This is a genomic window from Paenibacillus sp. FSL L8-0641 (assembly GCF_038006265.1).
GTDB classification, from domain to species: Bacteria; Bacillota; Bacilli; order Paenibacillales; family Paenibacillaceae; genus Paenibacillus; species Paenibacillus polymyxa_D.
On sequence record NZ_JBBOUW010000001.1, the window covers coordinates 625605 to 642310 of the forward strand.

Annotated in this window: 15 protein-coding genes; 12 read left to right on the forward strand and 3 right to left on the reverse strand. The window is 49.0% G+C overall.

The window, feature by feature from the left end:
- Positions 1 to 29 precede the first annotated feature (29 nt).
- Positions 30 to 1325 (forward strand): ABC transporter substrate-binding protein, encoded by a 1296-nt coding sequence (locus tag MKY16_RS02775; protein ID WP_340954021.1) that lies wholly within the window; start codon positions 30 to 32, stop codon positions 1323 to 1325.
- Positions 1326 to 1407: 82 nt separating this feature from the next.
- Here the strand turns inward: MKY16_RS02775 and MKY16_RS02780 are convergent, their stop codons facing one another.
- On the reverse strand, positions 1408 to 1947 hold the full coding sequence (locus tag MKY16_RS02780) for a dihydrofolate reductase family protein (protein ID WP_029515987.1): 540 nt from the start codon (positions 1945 to 1947) through the stop codon (positions 1408 to 1410).
- Between the two features lie 108 nt (positions 1948 to 2055).
- On the opposite strand from MKY16_RS02780, the gene MKY16_RS02785 reads away from it, so the two are divergent.
- The 9 genes from MKY16_RS02785 to MKY16_RS02825 all read left to right on the forward strand — a co-directional run bounded on the left by MKY16_RS02785 (position 2056) and on the right by MKY16_RS02825 (position 12329).
- Positions 2056 to 3009, forward strand: a complete 954-nt coding sequence (locus MKY16_RS02785; RefSeq protein WP_029515986.1) for a helix-turn-helix transcriptional regulator — start codon at positions 2056 to 2058, stop codon at positions 3007 to 3009.
- Positions 3010 to 3166: 157 nt separating this feature from the next.
- A complete protein-coding gene (locus MKY16_RS02790) occupies positions 3167 to 6292 on the forward strand; it encodes a DEAD/DEAH box helicase (RefSeq protein WP_069010809.1) in 3126 nt (1041 codons plus the stop codon).
- 20 nt (positions 6293 to 6312) lie between these two features.
- Entirely contained in the window at positions 6313 to 7038 is a 726-nt protein-coding gene (locus MKY16_RS02795) for a hypothetical protein (protein WP_029515984.1), read from the forward strand.
- Positions 7039 to 7189: 151 nt separating this feature from the next.
- Complete coding sequence (locus MKY16_RS02800) at positions 7190 to 8095, forward strand: M15 family metallopeptidase (protein WP_340954023.1); 906 nt, start codon at positions 7190 to 7192, stop codon at positions 8093 to 8095.
- Between the two features lie 90 nt (positions 8096 to 8185).
- Entirely contained in the window at positions 8186 to 8743 is a 558-nt protein-coding gene (locus tag MKY16_RS02805) for a hypothetical protein (protein WP_238794842.1), read from the forward strand.
- Positions 8743 to 9081, forward strand: coding sequence for a hypothetical protein (locus MKY16_RS02810; RefSeq protein ID WP_069010810.1), 339 nt, complete (start codon positions 8743 to 8745; stop codon positions 9079 to 9081). The genes MKY16_RS02805 and MKY16_RS02810 overlap by 1 nt, the downstream gene beginning before the upstream one ends.
- 1 nt (position 9082) lies before the next feature.
- Positions 9083 to 10516: a glutathionylspermidine synthase family protein gene (locus MKY16_RS02815; protein WP_049816912.1), complete on the forward strand. Its 1434-nt coding sequence runs from the start codon at positions 9083 to 9085 to the stop codon at positions 10514 to 10516.
- Between the two features lie 96 nt (positions 10517 to 10612).
- A complete protein-coding gene (locus MKY16_RS02820; RefSeq protein ID WP_029515979.1) occupies positions 10613 to 11026 on the forward strand; it encodes a DUF350 domain-containing protein in 414 nt (137 codons plus the stop codon).
- Between the two features lie 226 nt (positions 11027 to 11252).
- The gene (locus MKY16_RS02825; RefSeq protein ID WP_340954026.1) at positions 11253 to 12329 is read left to right on the forward strand and encodes a Gfo/Idh/MocA family protein; all 1077 of its coding nucleotides are present in this window, start codon (positions 11253 to 11255) and stop codon (positions 12327 to 12329) included.
- 215 nt (positions 12330 to 12544) lie between these two features.
- Here the strand turns inward: MKY16_RS02825 and MKY16_RS02830 are convergent, their stop codons facing one another.
- On the reverse strand, positions 12545 to 14014 hold the full coding sequence (locus tag MKY16_RS02830) for an MFS transporter (protein WP_340954027.1): 1470 nt from the start codon (positions 14012 to 14014) through the stop codon (positions 12545 to 12547).
- A gap of 164 nt (positions 14015 to 14178) precedes the next feature.
- On the opposite strand from MKY16_RS02830, the gene MKY16_RS02835 reads away from it, so the two are divergent.
- Positions 14179 to 14604, forward strand: coding sequence for a MarR family winged helix-turn-helix transcriptional regulator (locus tag MKY16_RS02835; protein WP_029515975.1), 426 nt, complete (start codon positions 14179 to 14181; stop codon positions 14602 to 14604).
- A 94-nt stretch (positions 14605 to 14698) separates the two neighbouring features.
- Here the strand turns inward: MKY16_RS02835 and MKY16_RS02840 are convergent, their stop codons facing one another.
- On the reverse strand, positions 14699 to 15277 hold the full coding sequence (locus MKY16_RS02840) for a TetR/AcrR family transcriptional regulator (RefSeq protein WP_029515974.1): 579 nt from the start codon (positions 15275 to 15277) through the stop codon (positions 14699 to 14701).
- Between the two features lie 189 nt (positions 15278 to 15466).
- Here MKY16_RS02840 and MKY16_RS02845 point away from each other — a divergent pair, with 189 nt between their 5' ends.
- The gene (locus MKY16_RS02845) at positions 15467 to 16690 is read left to right on the forward strand and encodes an MFS transporter (protein ID WP_029515973.1); all 1224 of its coding nucleotides are present in this window, start codon (positions 15467 to 15469) and stop codon (positions 16688 to 16690) included.
- Positions 16691 to 16706: the final 16 nt, after the last annotated feature.

Consider the following 16706-nt stretch of genomic DNA (forward strand, 5'->3'; position numbering starts at 1 on the left):
ATGAATTTAGAATAGAAAGGAACATCAAAATGAAAACGCATACTTTTAAAAAGAAAGCTCAAGCATTAATCTTGCTTCTCGCGGCCTTTGCCCTGGTTTTGGCAGGTTGTAACAGCAGTGGCGGACAAAACGCAGGCAAAGAGGAAGTGAAGGAAAAAACCATTCACATTTTTCAATTCAAGGTAGAGATTGCAGAAGCGCTGAACCGCATGAAGGCGGAATACGAAGCGTCTCATCCAGGGATCAAGCTCGATATTCAGACCGTGGGCGGGGGCAGTGATTACGGAGCGGCTTTAAAGGCGAAGTTTGCTTCCGGGGAGCAGCCGGATATTTTTAACGTCGGCGGTTACCGCGAGCTGGATACGTGGCTGGAATATTTGGAGGACCTGTCTGACCAGCCTTGGGTTGGGGATGTGGTCGATGTCGCCAAAGAGCCGATGACCAAAGACGGCAAGCTGTATGGTCAGCCGATGAATCTGGAAGGATACGGCTTTATTTATAACAAGGATTTGTTCAAGAAGGCGGGGATTACGGAGACCCCTAAAACATTGTCCGAACTGGAGGGAGCTGCACAAAAGCTCCAAGCCGCTGGGATTACTCCATTTTCTAATGGATATCAGGAGTTTTGGGTGCTGGGCAATCATTTGCTGAACGTGGCATTTGCCAATCAGCCAGACCCTTCGGCCTTCGTTAAGGGACTGAATGATGGAACTGCAAAGATTCCGGGCAACGCTGTATTTGCCGAGTGGGTTAAGTTGTTCGATCTGACACTGAAGTATGGGAATACGAAGCCGCTCACGACTGATTACAACACGCAGGTAACGAACTTCGCCACTGGAAAGGCTGCCATGATGCAGCAGGGGAACTGGACTCAAGTCCAAATTGATGGAATTAATCCGAAGCTGAATCTGGGTATTTTGCCTATGCCGATTGGTGAAGACGCAACAGCCGGAGATAAGCTGTTTGTAGGTGTCGCCAACAACTGGGTGGTTAATAAAAATTCGTCTGTCAAACCCGAGGCGAAAGAGTTCTTAAACTGGATGGTAACATCCGAGCGGGGTAAAAAGTATATCACCAAGGAATTCAAGTTTATTCCAGCGTTCAAGAGCATCGAAGGGGCAGAGGCTGATATGGGCCAATTGGGTGCTGAAGTGGTGAAGTACAGTAAGGAAAACAAACTGCTGGGCTGGTTCTTTAGCCGCTATCCTGAAGGAGCACAGCAAGAATTCGGAAGTCAGATGCAAGCCTATGTGGCAGGTAAATCGGATGCTGGGAAGCTATTCGATGATTTCCAGAAAACATGGGAAAATTTGAAGACTAAATAAGAACAAAAGCACGCGATAAAGCCTTCGTATGTCAGGGAAATTGCATGATCCTGAACATACGAAGGCTTTTTTGCAAAATTAATTATATATGGTAATGGAGAAGAACAATATCCCCGCGGCGTTCTATTTCTTGGAGTTCAAACGTACTTGGTAGTGTTCCCTCTGGAAATAACGGTATTCCTTGTCCAAGCACTTTGGGAATGATCGCAATGATAGCTTTCTCCAGCAGTCCAGCTTGTAAGAAGGCCTGGACTAACTGGCCTCCACCGACTAGCCATACCGCACCTTCCGATTGTCCTTGTAGACGTGGAACCAGTTCAGTCAGAGCTTCGTCCGTAAATGTAATATGTGGCGCCTGCTGTTGCTCCGTTAATGCTCGTGTGAGCACATAGCATGGCTTTCCAGCATAAGGGAAATCATCTGAGAGCTTCAATACTTCCTCATACGTCAGTCTGCCCATCAGCACCGTACCAACGGTATCGTAAAAGTCGGCATATCCATTGTCCCCACCATCCCCTTTAACATCATACAGCCAGTCCACCGAACCGTCCGGCAAAGCGATATACCCGTCGAGACTCATGGCAATATACAGCACAACTGCGTTTGATTTCAAATCCTTCATAGTGTTCATTCACTCCTTTCTATATCCTAATGTTACAATGTATTTATGACATCGTATGTCGTAGTTAAACGGTCATTTTAAATTAATTTTTGATTAGAGGGGTACCTTATGAACGAACGCAGAATTGCTCTTATGAGGATACTGGATTCCCGAAAAAAATATACGGCGCGTGAGCTGGCTGAACGTTTTGGTGTCTCCGTCAGGACGATACAGAGAGATCTCGACTATTTGCAGCAGACCGGATTACCCCTTTATACCGAAATGGGTCCTCATGGCGGGTATCGGGCACTTCCCAATCGGCTTCTTCCTCCCCTTCATCTTGCTCGTGACGAGGCCTTGGGTCTTTTTCTCATGCTGCAACTGTTGGAGAACATTCCAGATATCCCTTTTGGCTCAGTTCGTGAGCATTTATCCGAGCACTATTATGCCGAACTTCCACAGGATGTGCAGGACAGCATCGATCAATTAAAGGAGTACATTTCTTTTCGTATGCTACCTACTCACGCAGAGTCACCCTACACCTCAATCATTTTGGAGGCTGCGCTGAATAAGCGCCGGGTGAACATGCATTACCGCTCCGCTTCCGGGGCAAAGTGGACTCAGGTATATCCGATTGGACTGTATTTTGATCACGGATATTGGTACATGCCAGCGTATAGCAGAGACCGCATCATTTTGTATCGTTCAGATCGGGTGATCACAATAACGATGCTGGACGACACCTTGGACACCCTTCCTACACTTCAAGAATGGTTGGCTTCGGAGGATTCCCGTATAGGAATTCCGTCCAAAATAAAATTTACCGCATTGGGTGTCAGGCTGGCCGGATCAGATGCCCTCTTCCAAAATGTTTCCCATCAGGAAGGGCAGGCTCAGGAATGGCAGGGATATATTCCGGTCGAAGAGTTTAGATATGTATCCCGACTTTTGCTAAAATACGGGCCAGAGGCCGAGGTCGTATTTCCCAAAGAACTGCGTGTACAGGTCAAGCAACTGTTGCAAGACAGCCTGAACCCTTATCTGAAGGATGCAAAAGCAGATGATGAAGAAAAAGACAATTAATCCTGTAAATTGATTCTCTTATTTATAGTTAACCACATGAATATTTAAGGTTATTGACTTATGACTTTCCATTTATTTTTGTGATAAAGTTTTGAAAAGAGCCCGTTTTCGTATATGATGAAGAGTAATAATTCAAAAGGCTGGACGGGAGACAGATATGAATCAACCGCTTTATGGGATATGGCTCGGAGATGTGTTTTTTTGCTTTTCTGGTGAGACGTCGGAACCACGTATCGATGCGTGGAGCAGTGTAATTCGCAGGCTGACGCTAAAGGGAGACCTTCGGCCGTTTCGGCAGGCTGCGTTGCGCCTTGCCGAGGTACGAATACCGAACACTGCTCGTGTGGAAACCGCGGGCAGAGGTGGCAAAAGACGTTCCATGCTGGGGCGTACATTGGAGGGCTTGGCGCTGGAACCACGCGAGACGATGGCACTGCTGACCCGCATGGACGAGAAGGGCTGTGCGGCATCGGGCATTACGCTGGGCGAGGAAATGCAATATTGGCAAAAAGCCGCTTATTTTGCGCTAGAGCTGATGCAGCGGGGCGAAATTACGCCATCGCTTACAGAGGCGCGTCCATCGGGACCGCGTCGTCGTGGTCCGGAAGCGGCTGTCGGGGTGTGGATTCCTCGTCTGTATCAAGAGGAGGACATACGCCGCTTTCATGAGCTGGCTGCTGCAATGCCGGCTGTTTGTATGGCGGCTCCTGCCGTTTTCGCGGGTAAGGAGCCTGAAACACGCGAGGATGCAGCCGGAATCGTGCTGTACTCCTTCTTGTGTGCGGTCATCCATGCGGAAACGACCGCGGTGTTGGCAGCATCAGACCGTGAGCTGGGACGATATCGTGCAGAGTATCGGCGCGGAGGATCGCCGCTGACAGAGCTATGGTGGAACAGTCTGCTGACAGGTTCCCGCCCGGTGGCGATTCAGGGAACGCCCGCGGAGATGGAGGAGCTGGTTCTCCAAGCGTCCTCTCTTAAGGGAAGCGCAATGCCTGTCACGGAGCGGGAAGACAAGGAGCCGATAGAAGGGCAACTGCGGTTGTGCCTTCGTTTGGAGCCTTCGCTGGAAGAGAGTGTGAAGGAATGGCGCATTACCTTTTGGGCAGAAAGCGATGCTGAGCCGGGGTTGCGACTGCCTGCTCTGGCCCTGTGGGCGCATCCTGAACGCGATCTGGTTCGCGGCGGAATTGTATATCGTCAAGTGCAGGCGCAACTGCTAATGAGGCTCGGACAGGCTGCTGAAGCAGCACCCATATTGCAAGAAGCGTTGAACCGCCCTTATCCCGAAGGGCTGACACTGGAGCCGGAGATGTTCTTCCGCTTCCTGACGGAAGCCGTTCCCGCATTACAAAAGAACGGTATTACCGTGCAAATGCCTTCACGCTGGAGCCGGGAGGGCCGAAGACGTGCAGGCTTGCGGCTCAAAATGCGTTCGACAGAGCAGGGTGCCAAGCCGGATGGTGTGATTGCCGATACATCGACTGTCGGCATTAACCGCATGATTTCGTTTGATGCCGAGGCTGTGCTGGGTGATACAACTTTGACGATGGAGGAACTGGAAAGCATTGTCGCCGCTAATTTGCCGTATGTACGTCTCGGAGGGGAATGGATCGAGGTCGATCCTAAGGAAATTCGTCAGGTGCTGCGCTTTATCAAGCGCGGTGAGAACGGTGAGATGAGCTTGTCCGAATGGATGCATCTGGCCGCAGAAAATGAAAGTGCAGGCGAGGCCTCATGGAAAGGCTTGTCCATCTTTGGCGCGGAATCCGCCGGATTGCTTGCGTCTTTGGCTGAGGGCGGCGTACTTCGTTCGGTAGAGCCGCGACCTGTGCCAGAGACGCTGCACGGCGCATTACGGCCCTATCAAGAGCGCGGCTTTCAATGGCTGGCCGCGATGCGTGGATTAGGTTTTGGCGTCTGCCTTGCGGACGATATGGGGCTTGGTAAAACGATTCAGGTCATCACCTGCCTACTCGACGGTGGCATCGGCGCAGATGATCAACGTCCGGCGTTGATCATCTGTCCAACGTCCTTGCTCGGCAACTGGCAGCGCGAGTTGAAACGCTTTTCACCGGATTTGTCACTGTATATTCACCATGGAAACCAGCGACTCCACGGCGAGCTGTTTCAGGAAAGTGTACGTGAGTATGATATCGTCCTCACTACCTATCATTTGGCGGGACGGGACGGTAGCGATTTATCTGCGGTATACTGGTCCTCCATCGTGTTGGATGAAGCGCAATATATAAAAAATGCACGAACAAAGCAAGCACAAAGCGTCATGAAGCTGTCTGCTCCACATCGGATTGCCATGACGGGTACCCCGGTAGAGAATCGGCTGAGCGAGCTGTGGTCTATTTTTCAATTCCTGAACCCAGGTTACCTCGGTACGGCGTCTTCATTCCGCCAACGGTACAGTCTGGCGGGAGAGGAGCGGGGGTCTGCGTTGCGTGAGCTTCATCGCCTCGTCTCCCCGTTCATGCTGCGTCGACTCAAAAGCGACCCAGATATACGCAAGGATTTGCCGGAGAAGCTGGAGTTGAAATCCTACTGTGTACTGACACCAGAGCAGGCCGGATTGTATCGGGGCGTAGTGGATCAATTATTGGGAACACTGGATGGGCAGATCGGTATAGCTCGCAAAGGGCTTGTTCTGTCTTCACTGACCAAGTTGAAGCAGATTTGTGACCATCCGGGTCTGATCATTCCGGGTCGGGCTGATAGTGGTAAAACGCAAAACTCGGGCAAAATGGAGCGACTGCTGGAATTGGTAGAGACGATTCGCGAGAACGGCGAATCGGCGCTGATATTCACCCAATATGTGTCGATGGGAGAATTGCTGGTCTCCCGTTTGGCCAAAATCTTCGGGGAAGAGCCGTATTTTCTACATGGAGGACTGGCGAAAACCAGACGGGATGAAATGGTTCACAACTTCCAGCAGGGAGAAGGGCCGAATATATTCGTACTTTCCCTGCGTGCAGGTGGTGTGGGCCTGAACCTGACACGTGCCAGCCATGTCATTCACTATGACCGCTGGTGGAATCCTGCAGTGGAAAATCAGGCGACAGACCGCGTATTCCGTATTGGTCAAAGCCGCAATGTACAAGTGCACAAGCTGATTTGTCAAGGTACACTGGAGGAGCGAATCGACGAGCTGATCGAGAGCAAAAAGGCACTTTCCGAGCAGGTTGTCGGCTCCGGTGAACATTGGCTCACCGAAATGTCTGATGATGAATTGCGCGGTCTGATAGCGTTGCAAAATGATGTATGGATTGAGTGAGCAGAGAAAGGATGAAGGCGATGACGAGGCCGCGAGTGAAGCTGAAAGTAACTGACGGTCAATGGATAGCGGAATTAGACAGAAATGGCTTGGAAGGCGAATCAACGGGTGTACCTTCCGCACATGCTGTCCAATGGATGGGTCCAGCGCCTGTACTAAACCCCGAACAGCGAAAGGCATGGCTGGAGCAGCTAAAAGCAGATCCTTTGGACATCTACCGCTTTTTGCAAGGGAAAACCTGTCTATCGCTGGATGAGATCGTTCAGCTAGCAGCTGAGACAGCCACTTCCAGCATGGAGGATGGCGTGGGTGTAGTCGACGATGTGAAGAAGGCTCTTCAGACCGGGATGGAAAGCGAGCCGCAGACCTGTCTGGAATTGATCGGAATGACGCGGGAAGAGCTGCTGGAGTACGTATTCAGTGCTTGGGCCGGAGAGTTATCTCATGTGCAGGGGACATCCCCCGCGCTTGAGTCTACCTCGCGGCCGGAAGGCGGACGCAGTGGATCGGCTGCGATTAGCGAATGGATTGCCGAGTCAGCGGCAGAAGGAGCATTACATCGTCCCGGTGCAGGTTTTCATGCGATTGAGATTCATCTGCCGCAGAAGCTTGTTCCTAAGAAGGAAGCGGATATTACGGCTTTGCTGCCGGGTTTACCCCGTGCGGAAGAGGCATTGAAACTCATACGTGAACGGGTAGCCGAGCGGGCCCGAGCTGCAATTCCGCAAAAACGTCATACTCCGTAACAATTCGGGTATATACTTCCTTTTTCGAGTCTATTCGCCTTCATCGAACGGGATAACGGCTTCGAAGAGTGTCCAAAGTTCAGTTACAATGGGGGAACGGAAAAGTCACTGCAAGTCATGTATCAATTGCAATATTGGAGGAGATACCAGCATGAAACGACATATACAACAGACGCGCACATCTCAGCGATGGACCAAAGCGCTCATTCCAGGGCTGATCCTGCCAGGGCTATTACTGGCAGCCTGCCAGCAGGGAGGATCAGGTGGACAGGAAAGCGAGCCGTTAAAGTCATCTACAGCGGTACAGGAGAATGTGCAGCCTTCCACCCAGCCGGATGCGGGCAATGGTAGCACTAGTGCTGGACAAGCCTCTGCGGGTACAGAAAGTGGACAAGCCGACCCAGTGATGGCGTTGCGGAGCCAGAGTGCGCTGCAAGCCACGGTTAAGGAAGAGGATGGAACCGCGACTGTCACCAATGCGACTTCGGATACAGTCGTTGTGAACAAAAAGCGCAGCTTGCCTGTGGGCTATGTCCCAGACGACCTGGTGGAGCCGCAGGTGCAATTTTCCTTCGAGGGACCGCACGAAAAGCGGCATTTGCGTAAGGAAGCGGCAGAGGCACTGGAGAAGCTGTTCGACGGTGCGAAAAAGGACGGCATCGAGCTGCGTGCGGTATCGGGATACCGTTCCTATAAGCGTCAGGTGTCTATTTTCGACAACAATGTAAAGACAAAGGGACAGGAATATGCCTCTAAAGTCAGCGCTGTACCGGGTACGAGTGAGCATCAGACGGGATTGTCCATTGATGTATCCAGCCCAAGCGTAGGTAATGCGCTGGAGCAATCCTTCGGAGCTTCCAAGGAAGGCGAATGGTTGGAACAACATGCACCGGAATACGGATTTATTATTCGTTATATGAAGGGTAAGGAAGATGTGACCGGCTACGTGTACGAGCCTTGGCATATCCGTTATGTGGGAATAGACATTGCGGAGGATGTAGCCAAGCAGGGGATGACGCTGGAGGAATATTTCGACGAGAACAATATCAAGCTGTAGCAGCTAAAATCAAGCCGTAATCCTAGGGATTGCGGCTTTTTGTCGTGTTTTTCTTCCAAATTGAACCTTTTCAAGGTAGAATCTCGTATAGTGATCAACGACAGAAGCGCTTTGATTTGTTGCAAACCTCATGACAGAAGCGTACAGGAAGGGAAGGGAATCATCATTTATTATTCATTAACGTATCGCGAATGGTCGGAAGACACTCAAAAGGAACTGCGCAGCCTGACACGGGAATCCGTATCGGGAGATGAGCTGTTTCTACGCAAGCTTGTAGACGCTACGCGTCTCCATGACAAACTATGGTCGCATATCTCGAATGAAAGTGAGGAACATACGGATCATTCCGTCTATGTGACTGAATTTACAGGGGAACGTGCAAAGCCTTACGGTGCGTCTATCACAGACCTCGTGCTTGCCAGTGAGGGAGGTTACACTTCCACATACAGTGCAATGTACTGGATATGGCATGAACCTGCATTCCGTAGTATGGATCAGCGGGAAGGTTCGGTATTTACTTTGGAGTTGGCCCAACGGCTATTAGATCACTATACAGTACTGGGTGGCAAAACATATGAATTTATATATTCGGTACTGGACCCTCAGCTGAAAAAGGTACATCTGTTTGTGAAGGAGGTCGATCTGTGATGGAGCATTCTTGGGAAAAAATGAAATCCAAGCCCGGCTCTCGTACACGGATGGCGGCCTTTGCCCTGATGTTGGCTGTCCCGGCCGCTCTGACGGGTTGCGGTGACGACGAGTATTATGACTGCGATGAGCTTCCTATATCGGAACAAACGGCGTGTCGGGATTCAGGCAGCAGTGGGTATTACTATGGCGGATCGACTTATTATAGTGGAGGCTCCTCATACCATAGCAGTCGTTCTTCTTCCAGCTCATACCGCAAAAGCTCATCCTCATCTTCCAGCTCACACAGCGGTTTTGGCAGCAGCGGCTCACGCAGCGGCTTTTTCTCTGGGGGTTAAGATGAGCATGCGCACGATTCGGCAATTGCCTTATGAACATGATGAGCTTTTTAAGGGTGAAATCAGCCGTATCATCCCGTATCACCGCATGTATGGCAAGTCCTATTGCGTGCCGGCCTTAACGGTATATCGGGAAAGCGAGCTGGCAGAGCTTCAGGTTGCTTCTGAGGCGGTACATCGTATTTATCGCAAGGTTCAGCAATTCGTTCAGCGCTATATGCCGGATGAATACCTGGTGGAACGGTTGGGGATTCATCCGGGCTTGCTGCGTGCTGCACGTATGGAGGCCGAGCCGGATGGGATAACCCGCCAGGACTGGATTGTGGGGGAAGCGGGTATCAAGTGCATTGAGAATAACACCGATACCCCAACCGGAATTCCCGAGGTGGCTTATCTCGAAGGAAAGCTGCTAGAGGTGCTGAGTAAGGGAGGAATGTCGGAGGATGACAATGCACTACATGGACCCTCAACTGGAATGGACGAGGCGATTCAGTCTGCCTTGACGGAGCTCATCCATTTTTATAGCCGCAAGGGATTAGGGACAAAGGTGTATTTCACTTGCTATGACTGGCACATCGAGGATCAGACGAACACCAAATATATTATGCGTTTATGTGAACAAGCCGGATTCGAAGTCGTTTATGCTCCTTTGGAAGAACTGGAGATTATCCCGAATGAAGGATTGTATCACCGGGGAGAGCAGATCCGTATTCTCTATCGCCTGTATCCGCTGGAGTATCTAATTGATGACCGGGAGGAGAATACGGGGCTTGAGGTGGGGCAGGCGCTAATGGATATGGTGGCAGACGGGAAAATAGGATTAATCAACCCACCGCAGCATATCATTACCCAGAGCAAAGGGTTCACCGCAACCGTTTGGTCACTGTATGAGCGCAATGAGCAGACACCAGAGTTCTGTGGTTTTCGTTTGTTTGACGATCGCGAGCTGGAGGTGATACGAACCTACCTGCTGCCTACGTATTTTGAACCCTCGGTGTTTATGCAAAATAAAGAGCCCTATGTGGCCAAAGGTATATGGGGTCGGGAGGGTAAAGGGACGCACTTGATTGAACATACCGAAGACGAGGAGAGACTAGAAGGTGTCTTGGGAAAGGTTCAAAATGCGAAGACCGACCATCCTGATCTGCTTCACCAAGCTGATGCCCCACGAACGCCTGAGCAGGAGGAAGCCGCACATGTTGCCGCTTATTATGAAGGACAGCCTAAGATTTATCAGCGGCTGTGGCCGATGCAGACCGCAGAGGTACAGACCGAGGAAGGGCTATTTCACGGCTATGTGTTAACAGGCATATTTGTAATTGGGGGGCGTTTTGCGGGTGTCCTGCCGCGAATCGGTGAAAAGGTAACAGGTGATATGGCCTACTATTGCGCCGCCGCCGTTGCCACCGTACATCCTAATCCGCCGGTTGTATAAGCTAAATTGAAAAATATACAATATTCGAACATATCTGTTTCATTTTCACAAGTGAGGATTTTGCAAAATCCTGAAGTATCATAAGGAGGAAAAAAATTGGACTCTCATATCAGTTTGGGCAACGCACTGGGCAATGTAGGTATCGGCCTGCTTATCCTGTTTGCCATCTTAATCGTAGGTTATTTTGTGTTCAGCTTACTGACACGTTATAACGATAATCAAGAAATCGCACACGGCAATGAGGCGGCAGGCATCTATATGGGGGCAAAGCTGCTAGGTCTGTGTATCATCGTGGGGATGGTGTCGTACAGCAGTCATTCATGGCTCGATATGCTGGCCTGGTCGGCTGTGGGCATTGTAGTGCTGTGTCTCGTCTATGTGATTTTTGATCTGGTGACGCCGCGTACCAAGGTGTGCGAGGAAATTGCCAAGGGCAATGTGGCTCTGGCACAGCTGCTGCGTTCAATCATCGTCGGGGTTTCTTTTGTGGTAGGTACATTTTTGATGTAGTCGATATAGAGAAGGAATACCAAGGATCTGCAACACCGGACAACGGAGCTGCAGATCCTTTTTTTATGAGACATTGTATTCACTACCGGCATCGGACTGTTGAATTAAGGGTTGCAACGATCACTTCCTGTGGGGACTATTCTACAAAGCAACGGGTGATACTGCATAGCAAAAGGAATTTGCTACAGAGTTCAAACCAAATTGAAGAGAAGGGAGTTCTGAACATATGAGTACCACCACCTTCCCAACCAAACAAATTCGGATGGGTATCATTGGCCTGGGTCTTATCGCTGAATATCACATGAGATCACTCCACACCATCTCGGGGGTATCTATTGTGGCCGTTAGTGATGTGAATCCCCATCGCCTTCAAGCCATCGGAGAACAATTGCAACTGCCTGCTTCCAAGCGGTACGCCCATTATGAAGCATTAATCCGTGACCCAGAAGTAGATGCGATTCTGTCGCTGACACCCAATGATGTGCATTTTGACATTATTCGTATTGCGCTGGAAAAACACAAAGCTGTACTGGCAGAAAAACCATTGACTCTCACATGGGAGGAAGCGGATCGGTTGAAAAAGCTATATACAGCGAATCCGGTGCCTTTGCTGGTTCACTATAAGCATCGCTACGGCGCGGCCTTCCAATATACCAAGCAACTGCTGGATGAGCAAAAGCTGGGTAAAATCTATAACATTCAATTTCGTTATCTAATGGATGCATTTGCGCCGTATCGTCAGCATCCGTATACTTGGCGTCACAATTTAGCCAAGGCTGGTTCTGGAGTAGTGGGGGATACAGCCTCACATATCATTGATCTGGCCCGTTTTTTGGTGGGTGAATTTAAAAGTGTCGCAGCGCTGCTACATACCATTACACCCGAGCGGCTCGATCCGATCACGGGCCTGCCTGTAAAAGTGGATGTGGAAGATCTCGCTGCCTTTCATGGCATCGTAGGCGACAATACCGTGGGAACCTTTATCACACATAAAAATGCCATCGGCATACGGCACGATATCGAAGTCGATATCTATGGAGAACTGGGTACGCTGCACGCCAGCCTCAGTAATCCGGAAAGTATCCGCATTGTGCTGCGTGACCTAGAACACCCGGATGCCGAATACGAGACTTGGACTGTCCCTGCAATCTATAATCATACGGCCTATGAAGATTTTGTTGAGCTGGCAAGGGGAGAGTCTGTGGATCGTGCCCCCTTATTCGAGGACGGCTACAAAAACCAGTGGGTACTTGAGAAAATATTGCAATCATGGAAAGAGAATGGACGTTTAGTAGAAGTGTAGGGACCCGCAAGAGGGTTCCTTGGAAAGAGCAGCCATCTTGCGGTTTAGCAATTCAATTACCTGTAAAGACATCTTTTTCATCATTTTCGCATCGCAACGCTTATAGGGCCTTCGCCTTCACACTCCTTTACCATCAATTTTGTTCCGCATGCATAGTAATGTTTCATGTGAGCTCCACCCTTGTATCCCATTTTTAAAATTGTAAATGTTACTCTTTATCCCTTTTCTTGCTGCGTTCTTACCCGTCTAGCCCCGATCAGCCGCCAGCCTGTTAACAATGCCGCCACAAGACAGATGGACGCAGACGTCATAAAGACTACATGCATGCCTGCCAGAAAAATTTCTGGATGACCCGGGACCAAGCCGGTGACCCGATAACCAGCCTCTTTACTCATAATATAAAAGAGGATTGATGTGGCCAAGGTGATCCCCACAACCATACCGACGTTGCGAACCAGCGAATTGACGCTACCGGCTGAGCCGAGCTGTGTGCGGGGTACCGTGGACATAATCAGCGAGTTGTTCGGCGATTGGAATAAACCACTGCCAATGCCCAGCATGGCAATCCACAGACCCACGAGCGGGATGGAGCTGCCTGCATGCAGTTGGGCCAATCCAATCTGGGCAATGACCATAACGACCAGCCCGGCGAATGTGAGCAGTTCAGACCCGATTTTATCGGAAAGCGCACCGCTGAGTGGGGCCACAATAACCATAGAGATGGGGAACAACATCAGCAGGAACCCGGCATGAAAAGGCGACAAGTTCAGCATATTCTGCGCATAAAAAGGTGAAATGATGTTAAAGCAAAAGTTAGCGACGAACACCAGAAAAGCACACAAAATACTGAGCGAAAATAACGGATTTTTGAATAGCGCGAGCTGTAGCAGTGGCTGTGGACGACGAAGTTCCAATCGAATAAACATGGCAAAAGCAACTACAGCCATCACCAGCGAAGCAACGATACGTTTGTCGCCATACCCGACCTGTTGTCCCAGCAACAATCCGACGAACAAAGTGAGAATAAAAATAGCAAATACCAAGCTACCGGGAACGTCAATTTTATCTTTCACCTTGATCAAATCCTTCGGCAGAAGCTTCCAGCCAAGAAAGACAGCGACCAATCCTATCGGTACATTGACCCAGAAAATGTACTGCCAGCCGAGCGAGGAGACAATAATACCGCCCAAGCTTGGCCCGGCGATACTACCTAGAGAAACGAAGGTTCCAATGAGGCCAAGTGCTTTGCCCCGTTCCTTGGAGGGGAAGACATCTGTCACAATCCCCTGGCTGTTTGCCATGGTCATGGACGCCCCCATCGCCTGAATAATGCGGGAAATCAGCAGCATAGAGAGCGAAGAGCTAAGACCGCACAATAGGGAGCCAAGAATGAATACGATTGTGCCGATTTTAAATATTTTGATTTTACCGACGATATCTCCAAGCTTGCCAAAAAATAAAATAGCGATACATATCGCCATTAAATAGGCGGTTGTCACCCATTCAATCTGTGCTACGGGTAAATGTAATGTGCGAGACAACACAGGAAGAGCGATATTGACGATGCTTCCATCCAATGTGGACATAAATGTAAACAGATTCAAAACAATTAAAATCAGCCAACGTTTCTTCTGGACTTCGATATTCTCTTGATAGGTTGTAGCCGTTGTAGCAGTTGAACTCATCATTACACCTCGTTATCGTTGACAATTTTCATTTAGTTGCACGCGCAACTAAATGAACGGTTCTAGTGTACAGCAAATTAGTTGCGTGTGCAACAATATTATTGTAAACTTTGCTTTGGTCCCAACTGGGGATGTGTCATTTTTAAGCCAATGAGGTGTATTTGATGAGAAAAAAACAACCGATTGGAAAGCTAATTTCCCACCTGTACCGTCGTAATCAAAAAATATTGTCCAAAAAACTGACTCCTTACGGAATCGGCAGTGGAGGACAACACAGCTTTTTAAAGCTCATTTTGCAGCGGCCGGGCATTACACAAGAGCAGTTGACGAATGAACTTAAATTTGACAAGGCAACCACGGCGCGCTCTGTGAAACAATTGGAGGAATCAGGCTATATTGAACGGAAAACAGACCCAAATGACCGCCGTTCCCATCTTTTGTCTCCTACAGCCAAGGCGCTAGAATTTTCCCCTGTCCTACAAGGAATATTGGACGAGTCCAATGTCAGCCTTGTCCACAATCTATCCGAAGAGGAAGAGGACCTTCTGATCGACCTGCTGCAAAAAATTAGTATAGACCCTGACGAATAAACAAATCAGGAACTAGCCAGAGGATCGTGGCAGGTAAAAGAAAAAGCAGCCCTCACAGAGGATACTCTGTGAGGGCTGCTTGATGCCACGTCATTCAGTCCAAGCCAATTCCTTTGAACGCATTCATGACTAATTGTCGTACATAGGAGTCGTCTAATGGATAACCGGTTACCAACAATCGATAAAAAACGGGCCCATAAATGAGATCGATACATAATTCAATATCGAGATCTTCCTTCAATTCTCCGCGCTCCATTCCGCGCTCAATAAGAAGCCTGGCCTCAAGTCGCCGAGGGTGGAAATATCGGGTCCGGTATGCCTCTGACAATCCTGAATCAAGTTGCCCTTCGCCTATTAACTCCGTAATGATTTTACCCTCTCGACTTATTAAGAACCGCACTAAATTTGTGGCATGAATGAGAATATCATCTAATACAGAGCCCGTGTCGGGCACGGGCAATCTTGCTATGGTGGCTGACAGGAAACCATCCATCACTACGGCAGCTTTGTTAGGCCACCATTTATAAATGGTGGCTTTGCTAACTTTCGCTCGTTCAGCAATTTTTTCTACCGTAACCGCCCCAAAGCCTTGCTCCAACAGTAAATCATAGGAAGCGTTAAGGATAGATTTATGCGTCTCGACATTACGTGGACGTCCTCTTTTGCTCTGCACTGGAATGCTCACCTTCTTAATAGATATAAGTAACCACAAAAAAATAAACTATACGTTCAGTATATCAAATACCATATAAAAATAAAAAGTTGATTTTGCCTATTTACAAAACGAAACGTTCAGTATATTATTTAACTATCGAATTAATGAACTATACGTTTAGTATTTAAATTAATGAGGAGGGTTATCATGCAAAGAGAACAACAAGCCTTAGAAAGTAACCGTATCTCAAATTGGATGATGTTTTTGTTAGCAGCCGCATGCGGCCTTATTGTTGCCAACCTGTACTATGCTCAAACCCTTGTAGGACCTATTCATATTGCTATGGGCCTTTCTTCTACAGCCGCGGGCTTCATTGTCACCTTGACTCAAATCGGCTATGTGGTGGGATTGCTATTTATCGTACCGCTCAGCGACATTATCGAAAATCGACGGCTCATGGTCGTATCGCTAATCATTACAGTCTGTGCATTGGTTGTTGCCGCTTTTGCTACCAATGCCCCGTTGTTCCTGACCGCATCCTTGTTCATTGGAATTGGATCTGTGGTAGCCCAAATACTGGTGCCGTACGCCACCTATTTAGCATCCGAAGAGCAACGCGGCCGCGTTGTTGGGAATGTCATGAGCGGACTCTTGCTAGGCATTATGTTCGCACGGCCAGTAGCAAGCTTTATCACCAGCATCTGGGGGTGGCAAGCCGTATTTATTTTGTCAGCCATTGTCTTGACGCTGTTGACGATTCTGCTCTCGCGAGCTCTTCCAGAACGCAAGCCTGTGCCTACGGTATCTTACAGTAAATTGATTTTCTCGTTAGGTACTCTTCTAAAACAAACGCCTGCATTGCGTCGCCGTGCCCTCTATCAAGCCTGCCTATTTGGTGCATTCAGCCTATTTTGGACTGTTGTTCCTCTACGTTTGGCGGATGATTTCGGAATGTCCCAACAAGGGATTGCATTGTTTGCTTTAGTAGGCGTAGGTGGTGCAGTAGCTGCTCCGATTGCCGGGAGATTGGCGGATAAAGGCTGGAGTAAAGTATTAACCGGGTTAGCTATGATCATTGCAGCCTTGTCTTTTTTGCTCATCTATCTTTTTCAAAGTCATTCGACGGTTGCACTCGTACTTCTCTTTATTTCCGCGATTACACTGGATATGGCTGTATCGGGAAATCTTGTACTTGGACAGCGTGTGATTTACTCCTTGGGAAGTGAAGCGAGAGGGCGTTTGAATGGATTATTTATGTCTATTTTTTTCATAGGCGGAGCGATTGGATCATCATTAGGTGGTTGGTCGTATGCGTTAGGAGGTTGGAATTTCAGTGCTCTGATTGGAGTCGTCCTGCCTGTGCTGGCTTTGCTGTACTTTTTCACTGAGAAAGAAACGAGTGGAGACGTGCGAAAGAAACAAACCACCTGATAGAGGTCAGCTTTAA